The organism is Bacillus sp. PK6-16 (genome assembly GCF_056530295.1).
Map to the genome: position 1 here is coordinate 434,249 of NZ_CP096511.1, position 13,361 is coordinate 447,609.

General features: G+C 36.0%; 17 protein-coding genes. 11 read left to right on the forward strand and 6 right to left on the reverse strand.

Features of this window, described 5'->3' with window-relative positions:
* Window positions 1–92: 92 nt before the first annotated feature.
* Together M1D66_RS02055 and M1D66_RS02060 are read left to right on the forward strand one after the other, a co-directional pair.
* Window positions 93–1,274, forward strand: a complete 1,182-nt coding sequence (locus tag M1D66_RS02055) for a NupC/NupG family nucleoside CNT transporter (protein WP_086385550.1) — start codon at window positions 93–95, stop codon at window positions 1,272–1,274.
* Between the two features lie 92 nt (window positions 1,275–1,366).
* The gene (locus M1D66_RS02060; RefSeq protein ID WP_000662911.1) at window positions 1,367–1,603 is read left to right on the forward strand and encodes a hypothetical protein; all 237 of its coding nucleotides are present in this window, start codon (window positions 1,367–1,369) and stop codon (window positions 1,601–1,603) included.
* 26 nt (window positions 1,604–1,629) lie between these two features.
* Here M1D66_RS02060 and M1D66_RS02065 read toward each other — a convergent pair whose 3' ends face one another.
* Both M1D66_RS02065 and M1D66_RS02070 read right to left on the reverse strand, forming a co-directional pair.
* The gene (locus tag M1D66_RS02065) at window positions 1,630–2,136 is read right to left on the reverse strand and encodes a ferritin (RefSeq protein WP_000949403.1); all 507 of its coding nucleotides are present in this window, start codon (window positions 2,134–2,136) and stop codon (window positions 1,630–1,632) included.
* Window positions 2,137–2,189: 53 nt separating this feature from the next.
* Window positions 2,190–2,513 (reverse strand): MazG nucleotide pyrophosphohydrolase domain-containing protein, encoded by a 324-nt coding sequence (locus tag M1D66_RS02070; RefSeq protein ID WP_086385549.1) that lies wholly within the window; start codon window positions 2,511–2,513, stop codon window positions 2,190–2,192.
* A gap of 73 nt (window positions 2,514–2,586) precedes the next feature.
* Here M1D66_RS02070 and M1D66_RS02075 point away from each other — a divergent pair, with 73 nt between their 5' ends.
* Complete coding sequence (locus tag M1D66_RS02075) at window positions 2,587–3,165, forward strand: LOG family protein (RefSeq protein WP_001225751.1); 579 nt, start codon at window positions 2,587–2,589, stop codon at window positions 3,163–3,165.
* A 104-nt stretch (window positions 3,166–3,269) separates the two neighbouring features.
* A complete protein-coding gene (locus M1D66_RS02080) occupies window positions 3,270–3,551 on the forward strand; it encodes a hypothetical protein (RefSeq protein WP_000390909.1) in 282 nt (93 codons plus the stop codon).
* Between the two features lie 15 nt (window positions 3,552–3,566).
* On the opposite strand, the gene M1D66_RS02085 is transcribed toward M1D66_RS02080, so the two are convergent.
* From M1D66_RS02085 to M1D66_RS02095, 3 genes are all read right to left on the reverse strand, one after another.
* Window positions 3,567–3,764, reverse strand: a complete 198-nt coding sequence (locus M1D66_RS02085) for a hypothetical protein (RefSeq protein ID WP_000656312.1) — start codon at window positions 3,762–3,764, stop codon at window positions 3,567–3,569.
* A 328-nt stretch (window positions 3,765–4,092) separates the two neighbouring features.
* The gene (locus M1D66_RS02090; protein WP_001041895.1) at window positions 4,093–4,533 is read right to left on the reverse strand and encodes a Dps family protein; all 441 of its coding nucleotides are present in this window, start codon (window positions 4,531–4,533) and stop codon (window positions 4,093–4,095) included.
* 459 nt (window positions 4,534–4,992) lie between these two features.
* Window positions 4,993–6,426 (reverse strand): alanine/glycine:cation symporter family protein, encoded by a 1,434-nt coding sequence (locus M1D66_RS02095; protein ID WP_000227591.1) that lies wholly within the window; start codon window positions 6,424–6,426, stop codon window positions 4,993–4,995.
* A 409-nt stretch (window positions 6,427–6,835) separates the two neighbouring features.
* Here M1D66_RS02095 and M1D66_RS02100 point away from each other — a divergent pair, with 409 nt between their 5' ends.
* The 7 genes from M1D66_RS02100 to M1D66_RS02130 all read left to right on the forward strand — a co-directional run bounded on the left by M1D66_RS02100 (window position 6,836) and on the right by M1D66_RS02130 (window position 12,859).
* Window positions 6,836–7,330, forward strand: a complete 495-nt coding sequence (locus M1D66_RS02100) for a cation:proton antiporter regulatory subunit (protein WP_242554956.1) — start codon at window positions 6,836–6,838, stop codon at window positions 7,328–7,330.
* A gap of 4 nt (window positions 7,331–7,334) precedes the next feature.
* On the forward strand, window positions 7,335–8,534 hold the full coding sequence (locus tag M1D66_RS02105; protein ID WP_000380223.1) for a cation:proton antiporter: 1,200 nt from the start codon (window positions 7,335–7,337) through the stop codon (window positions 8,532–8,534).
* Between the two features lie 79 nt (window positions 8,535–8,613).
* Complete coding sequence (gene uptA, locus M1D66_RS02110; RefSeq protein WP_000900214.1) at window positions 8,614–9,207, forward strand: undecaprenyl phosphate transporter UptA; 594 nt, start codon at window positions 8,614–8,616, stop codon at window positions 9,205–9,207.
* Window positions 9,208–9,344: 137 nt separating this feature from the next.
* Complete coding sequence (locus tag M1D66_RS02115) at window positions 9,345–9,779, forward strand: DUF3920 family protein (protein WP_242554957.1); 435 nt, start codon at window positions 9,345–9,347, stop codon at window positions 9,777–9,779.
* Window positions 9,780–9,890: 111 nt separating this feature from the next.
* The gene (locus M1D66_RS02120) at window positions 9,891–10,301 is read left to right on the forward strand and encodes a MarR family winged helix-turn-helix transcriptional regulator (RefSeq protein ID WP_086385547.1); all 411 of its coding nucleotides are present in this window, start codon (window positions 9,891–9,893) and stop codon (window positions 10,299–10,301) included.
* 52 nt (window positions 10,302–10,353) lie between these two features.
* Entirely contained in the window at window positions 10,354–11,052 is a 699-nt protein-coding gene (locus tag M1D66_RS02125) for a pirin family protein (protein WP_006918782.1), read from the forward strand.
* A 157-nt stretch (window positions 11,053–11,209) separates the two neighbouring features.
* On the forward strand, window positions 11,210–12,859 hold the full coding sequence (locus tag M1D66_RS02130) for a M4 family metallopeptidase (protein WP_033685825.1): 1,650 nt from the start codon (window positions 11,210–11,212) through the stop codon (window positions 12,857–12,859).
* A 77-nt stretch (window positions 12,860–12,936) separates the two neighbouring features.
* On the opposite strand, the gene M1D66_RS02135 is transcribed toward M1D66_RS02130, so the two are convergent.
* Window positions 12,937–13,254, reverse strand: coding sequence for a metal-sulfur cluster assembly factor (locus M1D66_RS02135; protein WP_000076422.1), 318 nt, complete (start codon window positions 13,252–13,254; stop codon window positions 12,937–12,939).
* Window positions 13,255–13,361: the final 107 nt, after the last annotated feature.

Consider the following 13,361-nt stretch of genomic DNA (forward strand, 5'->3'; position numbering starts at 1 on the left):
GGGGTTTTAAATTTTTTTAACAACAATGGTCAGACGTCATTCGTTATACGTTATACGACCAATAACTCGTGGGAGAAGTGGAGGATTCACATATGAAGTTCGTAATGTTTCTAGTCGGTTTACTTGTAGTGTTTGTACTAGGTTTCCTTATCAGTTCAGATCGTAAGAAAATTAAATATAAACCAATTGCACTTATGCTTGTCATTCAATTGGTACTTGCGTATTTCTTACTAAATACAAAGATCGGATTCGTATTAGTAAAAGGGATCGCAGATGGATTTGGCGCTATTTTAAAATTTGCGGAAGCTGGGGTTAATTTCGTATTTGGTGGTCTAGCAAACGATGGACAAGCACCATTCTTCTTAACAGTATTATTACCGATTATTTTCTTAGCAGTATTAATCGGAATCCTGCAACATATTAAAGTTTTACCGATTATCATTCGTGCAGTCGGTTTCCTATTAAGTAAAGTTAACGGTTTAGGAAAACTAGAATCATATAATGCGGTAGCAGCTGCAATCGTTGGTCAAGGGGAAGTATTCATTACAGTAAAAGATCAACTAAGCAAATTACCGAAAAATCGTTTATACACACTTTGTGCATCTTCAATGTCTACAGTATCGATGTCAATCGTCGGTTCTTATATGAAAATGATTGATCCAAAATATGTAGTAACAGCACTTGTATTAAACTTATTCAGTGGATTCATTATCGTTCATATCATTAATCCATATGAAGTAAAAGAAGAAGACGATATTTTAGAATTACAAGAAGACAAGAAACAAACATTCTTTGAAATGTTAGGCGAATATATTATGCTTGGTTTCTCAATCGCTGTAACAGTAGCGGCGATGTTAATCGGTTTCGTAGCATTAATTACAGCAATTAACGGTGTATTTGATTCAATTTTCGGAATCACATTCCAAAGCATTTTAGGATACATCTTCTCACCATTAGCATTTGTAATGGGTATTCCAACATCAGAGATGCTACAAGCAGGACAAATTATGGCAACAAAATTAGTAACGAACGAATTCGTTGCAATGCTTGATCTTGGAAAAGTAGCTGGTGATTTATCAGCTCGTACAGTAGGTATTTTATCTATCTTCCTTGTATCATTTGCGAACTTCTCATCTATCGGAATTATCGCAGGTGCAACGAAGAGTATCGATGGCAAACAAGCAAACGTTGTATCATCATTCGGTTTAAAACTTGTATACGGTGCAACGTTAGTAAGTATATTATCAGCGATTATCGTTGGGGTTATGCTTTAATAAATAATAAAGAAGTCGTTTATCTCTCGCTTAGAGGGATGAACGACTTTTTTGTTTTTGTATGATAAATAATATAGAGAGGAGGAATTAGGTTGAAAGAACAGGGTATTTTAAAGGAACTTGATGAGGTTATAGATAACATTAATCATTTAACTGGAGAAGATGCTAGAGCATTTTTGAAATTTACACATGGGTACTTAAACATAGTAGAAGAGGGAGAGGGTACTTTTACTCATAGTGATTTTGTTGAAAAGGTTGCAGGGCTTTATAAGAAGGATATGGCTAAGGTTATTGAGCTTAGAAAAGAACAAATTAAAAAATCACCTTAATCCATTCATTAAGGTGATTAAAAGTATTATTCAGCTGGAGGCGTAAATGTACGTTTCTCTAATTCAGCATCTAGCATAAACAGTGCGTTTGAATCGCTTGTAATACGTTTTAATTTTTGAATGATGCTATCGAATGAAGCTTCTTCTTCAACTTGTTCGTCAACGAACCATTTTAAGAATGTAATTGTTGCATGTTCACGCTCGTCCCAAGCGATATCAGATAAGTTATAAATACGTTTCGTTACTTCACGCTCGTGCTCAAGTGCGACTTCAAAAGCGTTTAATACAGATTCGTATTCGTTATTCGGATTATCAAATCCAGTAATAATAGCGCGCTCTCCGCGGTCATTAATATAGTTGTAAAGCTTCATTGCGTGGAAACGTTCTTCTTCAGCTTGTACAAGGAAAAAGTTAGCGAATCCATCATAGCTCTCAGCTGTACAGTAAGCAGCCATTGCCATATAAGCATGGGCAGAATAAAATTCAAAGTTCATTTGTTCATTTAATGCGTCGTGCAATTTTTTTGATAACATAAAATCCCCCTTAGTATTGTGACAAGAATATTATACCATAATTGATAATATTCTCATTTAGATGCTTCGAACCTTTTCGAAAGCTTTGTGACGTGTGCGTCCATAATGTCTTGTAAGTCTAAATCATATTTTTGCGAAAGAATAATAAGGTTAGATAGTACATCGCCAAGTTCTTCTTTTAGTTCTTGTTTTAGCTCTTCTTCTGTTTTCGCCTCTTCATCAGGGCGATCGCGGCCAATTTCAATAGCACGAACGACTCGTGAAACTTCCCCAACTTCCTCGGTTAAGAAATTTAAGCGAATAAAGGCATTATACTGTGACCAGCTTCGTTTTTCGTAAAATTCCTCAACCCATCTTTGAAATGCAACGATATCCATTTCTTCCTCATCTCCTCAATATGTTGTACAATGTTCATTGTATCATAACAATATATAGTTTCGGGGTGTAGGGATGAGAAAGATTTGTGTGTTTGCAGGTTCTAATTTAGGGGAGAGACCAGAATTCAAAGAGCAGGCAATTCAGTTAGGTAAAATGTTTGTTGAGAACGACTATGAGCTCGTATACGGTGGTTCATGTGTCGGATTAATGGGAGAAGTAGCAAACGAGGTTCTTCGTTTAGGTGGACGTGTAACAGGTGTTATGCCGCGCGGTCTATTTCGAGGAGAGATTGTGCATACAGGATTAACGGAATTAATTGAAGTAGAAACAATGCACGAACGTAAAGCGAAAATGGCAGAGCTTGCGGATGCTTTTATTGCGCTTCCAGGCGGATACGGAACGTTTGAAGAACTATTTGAAGTTGTATGTTGGTCACAAATTGGTATACATAATAAGCCGGTTGGTTTATTAAACATAAAAGGTTTTTACGGACCAATTTTGCAAATGGTTGAACGTGCAGCGGAAGAAGGATTTATGAATCCATCAAATAAAGAATTGATCGTTTCAGCTGAGACAGCAGATAAACTAATTCATGCAATCCAAAATTATGAGCGTCCTGTTTTGGGAACGAAGTGGAAGCAACTATCATAGCAAATACGGAAACACATGTCGTTTTAATGTAAGACGGCATGTGTTTTTAATTTGGTTAAATATGTTAATGTTTAGATGTAATGTTTTTGGGAAAGGAGAAATAGATGGAGGAATTCGTATATTTACGTCCGGTTTTTAAAAGTATTTTAGCAGCATCTATTCTTGTTATGCTAATTGTTTTGAGACAGAAGAAAGAGTTGATTAATGAATTTTCGCTTTGGTTTATCTCGGTATTGTGTATCGGTGTTTCCGCGATAACGTTGTTTATGTCCGGATTTATCGTTGATGATTATAATCTAGGTGGAGATCCACAATCGTTTTGTATGTTTATTGCGATTGGTTGTATTAGCGGTCTGAATTTCATTATTTATTACAGAAGGCAATAAAAGAGGCATTCCATATTACTTTGGAATGCCTTTATCATTTTGATTGCTTTGTTTTTTATACAGGTACCAGCCACCCCAGCCGCCACCAATTGCTACGACAACGAGGAAAGCATAGTCCTTAACCTCGACACGTATATTGAAAATATTAGCTATAAGTAAGAGAATCCCAACTGTTATTAACGCAAAAAATGCTCTAATTAAGTAGTCTTTCAACTGAACCACTCCCGTCATTTAAGTAGTAAATGATGAATTTGGAAAAGCTAAAGGGTGTTTCCTATATTTTAACATAGATGAGATTGTAATATATTGATAAAAGTAGGGGAGAGGGGCGCTGATATTGTCGTGATTTGTCGGCAAATCGATATCCTTTGTCAAATCGTTGATATATTGCGGGTAATGATCGATATAATGAAAAAATCGTTGATATATTGCGGGTAATGATCGATATATTTGAAAAATCGTTGATATAATTTCGTGTACCGCTAAGTGCGACCATTACATAAAAAAGCGACTCTAAACGAGCCGCTTCCGCTTTTAATTATTATTGATTCAAGAACGCACGTAGCATCCAAGCGTGTTTTTCTAGTTCTGTGTAGATGCCTAGTAGTAGGTCAGATGTCATTTCATCGTCAGAGTCTTGAGCGATTTCCATGCCTTTTTTCAGTTCGACTAGCATCATTTCGTAGTCTTTCATGATTGCTTCGACCATCCCTTCTGCAGTTTCTCCGTATGCTGCTTCTTGAATAGAAGATAGTTCTAAGTATTCTTTCATTGTTGCTACTGGTTTGCCGCCAATTGCTAAAATACGTTCTGCAATTTCATCGATGTGAGTAGCTGATTCTGTGTAAAGTTCTTCAAATTTCTCGTGTAATGTGAAGAATTGAGGTCCTTTTACGTACCAATGGAAGTTGTGAAGTTTTGTGAATAAAACGCTCCAGTCTGCTACTTGTTTGTTTAATACTTCGATTACTTGTTTGTTCATTATGATCAATCTCCTTTTGAGTTGTTATGTGATATCAATTACTAATTTATAATCATTATAATCTAGTAATCTCTATAAATCAACCCTTTTGCTGGAATTAATTTGAACAAATTATGAACTCTTGTAAATAAAAGGCCCTATTACGGTGAAGTAATAGGGCCTTTGTTTGAGATATGGCTCTTGTTCTAAACGAGCCGCTTGTGCTTTTAGTGATATCCAGCTCCGGTGACTAGACCAGTCGGTCATTTCGCTCCTTCCTGTGAGGCAAAGAACGCCTCTTCGTCAGGAGCTCCAATGCCCTCCTGTTCTGAGCAAGTCACCTCCGCTTTTAATTAATATCCAGCTCCAGCGGCTAGAATCTCCGGTCATTTCGCTCTCTCGCTCGAAGCAAAAAGCGCTTCAAGGTCGAGAGCTTGAAGTGTCCTGCGATTCTGAACGAGCCGCTTCCGCTTTTATTTGTTAAACAGCCTTTTGTTTTTCTTCTACATCCTGTCCATCCCAGCACTCTGTATTCTTTAAGCCAGGGATAGAGTTTGCAACGAAGACAGGATCTTTGCCTTGTTTCTTTTGCTTCAAATAGTCTACTAATGCAGCGTAAGCAAATTTGCTAAGGAATGAGATGGCAATTAAGTTTGTGAATACCATTAGTCCCATGAATAAATCAGCTAAACTCCAAACTGTTTTAAGAGCAGCGATTGATCCGAAGAATACCATTCCGACAACTGCAACACGATAAATCATTAACCATGTTTTACTTTCTTTAATGAATGCGATATTTGTTTCACCATAATAGTAGTTTCCTAGAAGTGAACTGAAAGCGAATAGGAAAATAATAATCGCTAAGAAAGTGCTTGCCCACGGTCCAATTTGTGAACTTAATGCGTTTTGTGTTAATTCGATACCTTCTAAATTTGATCCTTTGTAAAGTCCAGAACATAATACGATAAATGCTGTTGATGTACATACTAAGAATGTATCTACGAAAACGCCTAACGCTTGAACAAGCCCTTGTTTTACAGGGTGAGATACATCAGATGTTGCGGCTGCATTAGGAGAACTACCCATTCCCGCTTCTGTAGCGAATAAACCGCGCTGAATTCCGAACTTGATTGCTGCTCCAATACCACCAGCGATAGCTTGGTCTAAACCGAATGCACCGTTAAAGATTTCCATGAAAATGCTTGGTAACATACTGAAGTTGTTAATAACGACAAAAATAGCCACGCCGATATAAACGATTGCCATTGGCGGAACAATCATTTCTGTAATACGTGAAATGCTCTTAATGCCACCAAAAATAATAACTGCAACTAATAAAGCTAATAGAGCTCCTACGATTGTTCGCTCTAGTCCAAAAGCATTTTCAAACGCTATTGTTACTGTATTTGCTTGCACTGAATTGAAAATTAATCCGTACGCAACTGTAATAAGAAGTGAAAACCAGACGCCCATCCAGCGTTTGTTTAACCCTTTTTCCATGTAATATGCTGGTCCACCACGGAACCTACTTCCATCTTTTACTTTATAAATTTGCGCAAGTGTACATTCTACAAAACTAGTAGCTGCTCCGATAATTGCGATAAACCACATCCAAAATATTGCGCCAGGTCCACCCATTGAAATTGCTAATGCTACACCGGCTAAGTTCCCGATACCGATACGTGCTGCTGCACTTAAGCAAAATGCTTGGAATGGGGAGATGCTATCTTTCTTTTTTTCTTTTCGATTAAACCCTTTACTAATTAAGCTGACCATCTCACTGAAATGAGTAATTTGGACAAATTTTAATTTAAAAGAGAAGTAAAGACCGAAGCCGATTAGCATTGCAATAAGAATATATGACCATAAAATATTATTCGTTACCTCAAGGAATCTGCTAAAGATATCAACCATATAATACACTTCCTTTTTTTCGTAATAAGAAAATTATATGCAAAAAATATACGAGAATCAATTTTTCTAAAAAATTATGTTACTTAAGTCATTTTTGTGTTATGATTATGTTACATCGTAATATTTTTAGAATTATTTACATTTTAAAAAACTAAATGTAAAGCGAGAAGGTGGGGATAATTTGAAAGAAGATTCTTTATGGAAAGTAAGCCTTGAGAGTTTGAAAATGAGAAGTAATATATTTTTTATCATTACATCTTTAAGTATCTTTTTAGGGTCCGCTTATTATTACAATAAAAGATTTCCAAATCACAAATATCCTGAGTGGTTAGAATTTCTAAAGCTGATTGGATGAATAAAAGACAGAAAAACAGAAAATTAAAATAAATAAGTTATGGAGGAGCTAAAAATGAATATTAGAGAAAGTGAACTTCCGGGTATTGGTTATAAGTTTCAAACCGTTACAAAAGGTAATGAAAAGATGGTAATTGTCATTCATGATGATGGTCGTAGAGAAATGTATCATTTTGATTCAGACCATGAAGAAAGCATCTCAAGTATTTCACTACGTGACTCAGAGGCAAGACAAATCGCGGCAATATTAGGTGGAATGGTATATAAGCCTAGGGCGTTAGAAAATGTTGAGATGGTTTTTGAAGGTTTAGCGATTGAGTGGTTCAAAGTGGAGAATACAGCTCCAGCAATCGGAAAAACAATTGGCGATCTTGAAATAAGAAAAACATATAGCGTAACCATAATCGCAGTTATGAAGAAGAACATGAAGAAGCTATTTAATCCAGGACCAGAAACAGTAATTGAAGAAGGAGATATGCTTGTAGTTTCAGGTGAGAGAGAAGAAATAAAAAAAATCATTAATGAATTACTTTCAAATAGGGGGGACTGATTAGATGGATACGTTAATTTTTGAAGTTGGTACAGCTTTAGTTTTAGTGGCAATTGCAGCAGTAATTGCTGGAAAATTTAAATTCTCAGTAATTCCTTTTCTAATCGTTCTTGGAATGTTAGTAGGACCGCATGCACCGACAATAGGTGTTATCGATCTCAAATTTATTGAAAGTGCAAGTGTAATTTCCTTCCTTGGACGGATTGGGGTTCTATTCCTTCTATTCTATCTAGGATTAGAATTTTCAATGAAAAAACTAATTAAATCTGGACGCTCTATTGCGATTGGCGGAACGATTTATATTTTAATTAACTTTTCACTTGGTTTGTTATACGGATTTATAATGGGATTCCCATTACTAGAAATCTTAATTATTGCGGGTATTATTACGATTTCTTCTAGCGCTATCGTTGCTAAAGTGTTAGTGGACTTAAGAAGAACTGGTAATAATGAAACCGAATTAATTTTAGGAATTATTATGTTTGAAGATATATTCCTTGCTGTATATTTATCAGTTGTTTCTGGTTTAGTACTTGGAGATCACGCTTCCTTCTTAGGTGCCCTTACTTCAATTGGAATTGCTTTAGGATATATGCTTCTATTCTTTATAGTAGCTAGAAAGGCTACGCCTTTATTAAATAAATTGCTCAATATTAGCTCAGATGAAATCTTTATTATTGTAGTATTTGCTTCTTTATTCTTCATTGCTGGTTTTTCAGAAACAATTCACGTTGCAGAAGCAATTGGAGCACTTCTTCTAGGATTAGTTTTCTCTGAGACAGAGCATAGTGACCGAATTGAACATCTTGTTGTTCCATTTAGAGACTTTTTCGGAGCTATTTTCTTCTTCAGCTTCGGGTTAAGTATTGATCCGTTCTCATTAGGCGGAGCGATATGGTTAACGTTAGGTGCTGTCCTTCTTACGATAATCGGTAACTTTGTAGCAGGAATGATCGCAGGAAGACAAGCTGGATTATCTCATAAAGCATCAACAAATATCGGATTAACAATCGTTTCAAGAGGAGAGTTCTCCATCATTATGGCTAATATCGGTATCGCCGGTGGCTTAATGTCAGTACTGAAACCATTCTCAGCACTATACGTGCTTATACTATCCATTTTAGGCCCACTTCTGACAAAAGAGTCGAAGAATGTATATAAATTCTTAAATAAAATCTTTAAGTGGGATACGAAGACTAACTAAATTGAAAAAAATAAAAGTACAAGATATTTCCTGCTTGTACTTTTATTTTTGTAATGAAAACAGTAAAGAGAGGTAAATGATGTTAGGAGAGTTGATTCATTCGGTTTTAGTTTTTTTAGAAGGACTTGGTTATTGGGGAATTATGCTTGGATTAATGCTAGAGGTTATTCCAAGTGAAATCGTATTGTCTTATGCAGGTTATTTAGTATCAACAGGAAGCATTACATTTTGGGGCGCTGTCGCGTTCGGTACAATTGGTGGTGTAATTGCACAACTATTCATTTATTGGATTGGTCGATATGGAGGAAGACCTGTTCTTGAGCGATATGGAAAATATATTTTAATCCAGAAGAAACATATTGATTATGCTGAAGATTGGTTTAATCGTTATGGAACTGGCGTTATCTTTACCGCACGTTTTATTCCGGTTGTGCGTCATGCTATTTCGATACCAGCGGGTATTGCGAAAATGTCACATGCTAAGTTTATTACGCTAACTACATTAGCTGTTATTCCGTGGTCAATTGTGTTTGTATATTTAGGTTTTAAATTAGGAACAGAGTGGGAAAGTATTAATAAAGTTGCGGGGCCATATGTGAAATACTTTGCACTTGCTGCTATTGTTTGTGCAATTGGTTATTTTGTATTAAAAAAAATGATGAAAAAAAAGTGATTACAGAAAAGGAATCTATGTCGACGTAGATTCCTTTTTTATTGGTATTTTTTCAAGGATGAAAGAATACGTTTAATATTTACCATATTGTGGCATATATATAGAAAAAGGGTGCTTGGAAAGGGGAATAAAGAGAAATGGAACTCCAGTTTCAAAATGTATATCAACAGGTAGAGAATTGGTATGTGTTGGATTCGGAGCTTCCTTGGGATGTCAAAAAGCTGAGAGAGGATTTGTTTTCTCTTATTGAATTATGTAAAACGCCCGTTATTTTTTGTGATACGTGTGATGCAAATGATGTGCTTCTATCATTAGGGGAAGAGGAAGAAGAGTTCCTATTCCCAGTAGGTGGTTTTTATCATAAAGAAAAGCAATTAATTTTCGTTTGTATGTGGGAAGAGTATGATCAAGTTCTCAAAACGCTACTGCATGAATTTCGCCATGCGATGCAGCATAAGAGAGATATATTGTATGTGGGAAGTGAACGGTACGAAGAGCGGTGGGTTGAAAAAGATGCGAGGAAGTTCGCGGAGAGGAAATTGGATGAATATAAGAATAGAAAGTTAATGTAAAGCATAGTGGAGAAATAGCGCTGTGCTTTCTTTATACTTATTAAAAATAAGTATTTGACTTTTATAAAGTTTAGTTCTAAACTAATGATATAAAACGAGCGAGGTGATGAAATGAAAACAGAAGATAGACTAGGGCTACTATTATGGTTTCGTTTATCACGTTTTTATAACAAGAGCATCCGTGAGACGAATCAGCATTTGAAAAAATGGAATGTATCTGCCGCTCAGTTTGATGTGCTAGCTCAAGTCGGAGGACATGATAGTTTAACACAACAAGAACTTGGAAATAAGCTATTTGTTACGAAAGGAAATGTGACGCAGCTTTTAAATAAAATGGAGCAGCTTGAGTGGATTCATCGTGAGCAAGAGGGTACTACGAAATATATTTCGTTAACAGAAAAGGGCAGAGCTTTATATGAGGAAATTGTTCCACCTCAAGAAACGTTCCAAGCAGAGAAGTTTCATAATTTAAATATAGAAGAACAAAATCAATTATTAACACTACTAAAAAAGTTACAGTAAGAAAAAAATTTTAAAATAAATCTCGAATTCGAGATAGTATGAGGTGAAGGATATGTTTAGAAAAGTTGATCATAAAAATATGGGCAGAGCAAATCATGGTTGGTTAAATACACATTTTCATTTTTCTTTTGCCAATTACTACAATCCAAATAACATGAACTTCGGAGCGTTACGTGTTATTAATGATGATCTAGTAGCGGCGCAAACTGGTTTTGATATGCATCCGCACCGTGATATGGAGATTATTTCTTACGTTGTAGATGGTGCTTTAACACATGAAGACAGCATGGGAAATCGCGGAACGATTGAGCGTGGACATGTTCAATATATGAGTGCTGGCACGGGTGTATTTCATAGCGAGCATAATTTAGGCGATGAAACGCTGCGTTTATTACAAATTTGGATTTTACCAGACCGCGCAGATCATAAACCAAACTATGGTGAGTTTAAATTTGATTGGAGCAAGCGTAAAAATGAATGGTTCCATATGGTATCTTCAGTAGAAGGAAATGCACCAATTCAAATTCACCAAGATGCAAATTTATATTCTTTATCATTAGAGGCTGGAAAAGAAATTCATTTTCCAGTGAAAGAAGGCCGTCAATTGTACCTTGTACAAATTGAAGGAAGCAGTGTAATAAATGGTGAAACGTTTGTTATGCGGGATGCAGCAGAAGCGGTAGAAGAAGATATTCACATTCAAGCGAAAGAGCAATCACACTATTTAGCAATTGAATTGAAAAAACAATAAAAGGTTTATAGAAAAGAGGACATCCGATAGATGTCTTCTTTTTTTTGATTGGAATTGTCTGAAAAATGTTTCTCAAATTTTTGGTAGAGGTATCGGCTGGGAAAATAAGAATTGTATAAAAGTGTCAAAAATCTTTATGGGAATGGGGAATGTTATAGTGAAAAAGCAAGTCATTTCATCAGCATTAGCGTTAACTGTTATCGCCGGGGGATTTGGAGCGTTTGGGGCAACGACAACGAAAGCGGAAGAACAAAAAATTCAATATCATCAAGAATTTAAAACACCTGCATACATAGGTGAAGAATGGAAAGCACCGGAAGGACTAGATAAAAAAGAGACAGTCTTTCAATACTTAGAGAGTAAGAAAGATATGTTTAAATTAGCAGGAAATATTGAAAAGCATTTTAATATCGTTGGGGAAGAAAAAGACGCTGAATCTGATACGACACATGTGAAGCTAGTTGAGAAACATAATAACATTCCTGTGTACGGTTCTGATCAAACTGTTACACTTGATAAAGAGAATAATGTAAAAGCATTCTTCGGACAAGTTATTCCGAATTTAGATGATAAAAATATTCCTGCAGCTGCAAGCATTACTGCGGAACAAGCAGAAACAATTGCAAAGGCAGATATTGAGAAAGAAATTGGTAAAGTAAAGAGTTATGACGGTGTGAAAAAAGATTTATTTGTATATGAAAAGGACGGTAATTACTACCTTGCATACTTAGTTAAGGCATCGATTTCAAAACCAGCTCCAGGATATTGGCATTATTTTGTTGATGCAACGAATGGAAATGTTATTGAGAAATATAACGCTGTAGATAACATTACTGGATTTGGTTACGGAGTATTAGGTGCTAGACAATCATTTGAAATTGCTCAAGATACGAAAACAGGACAATTCAACTTGTTTGATGGTAAACGAGGACAAGGTGTTCACACATTTGATGCAGAAAATATGGACGAGAACTGGTTTAATTTATTCTCACAATGGCTTGGATATACAGGAGAAGAAGTTGAAAGTAAATCTAAGTTCTTCGAAGATAAAGCTGCAGTTGATGCGCATGTAAATGCAGGAAAAGTATATGATTACTACAAAAAGACATTTAATCGTAACTCTTTCGATGATAAAGGTGCGAAGCTTATTTCTACTGTTCACGTAGGTACAGCTTGGAATAACGCAGCTTGGAATGGTGTACAAATGATGTATGGTGATGGCGATGGAAAAACATTCATTCCATTATCTGCTGGACTTGATGTTATCGGTCACGAATTAACGCATGCTGTAACTGAACATACAGCAAACCTTGTTTACAAAAATGAGTCAGGGGCGTTAAATGAATCGTTATCTGACATTATGGGTGTTATGGTTGAGAAGAAGAGCTGGGATTTAGGTGCTGATATTTATACACCTGATAAACCTGGTGATGCACTTCGCTCTCTTAAAGACCCAGCGTCTATTCCAAATCCATTAAAACCAAGTGAAGGTTACCCAGATCACTATAGTAAACGTTATACTGGAACAGCTGATAATGGCGGTGTTCATATTAACAGCAGTATTAACAATAAAGCTGCATATTTAGTATCTGAAGGCGGAGATCATTACGGCGTGAAAGTAACTGGAGTGGGCCGTGAAGCGACAGAAAAAATTTACTACCGTGCTCTTACGAAATATTTAACTGCAAACTCTGACTTCAAAATGATGCGTCAAGCTGCTCTTCAGTCAGCTGAAGATTTATATGGTAAAAACTCTAAAGCTGTACAAGCTGTAACGAAAGCTTATGATGCAGTAGGTGTAAAATAATAAGAGAAAAGACCTGACATCCTAGTCAGGTCTTTTCTTTATCCCGCTATCCGCAAATGATGAAATTTCCACTTTATTTAGTCGCGAATACCTAATGCGATTTTCGCCATACGTGACATACGTTCTTTCGACCACGGTGGATTCCAAACGACATTTACTTCTATTTCATTAACTTCAGGTACGTTTGTTGATAATACTTTTTTAACGTCTGATACGATTTGCCCAGCCATTGGACAACCGATAGAAGTCATAGTCATCGTAATGACAGCATTATTATTTTCATCTGCTGTAACATCATAAACTAATCCAAGATTAACGATATCAACACCTAGTTCAGGGTCAATAACAGCCTCTAAATTGGCAAGTAATTTATTTTCAAATGCTTCTTGTGACATAAGCAGCCCCTCCTACACTTTAATGATATCGATTCTCATTATAACGGAAATGAGCATAATGTGCAGGAAATGAGCTCAAAAAAATATCCCTCTTTCAAAGAAGGGAT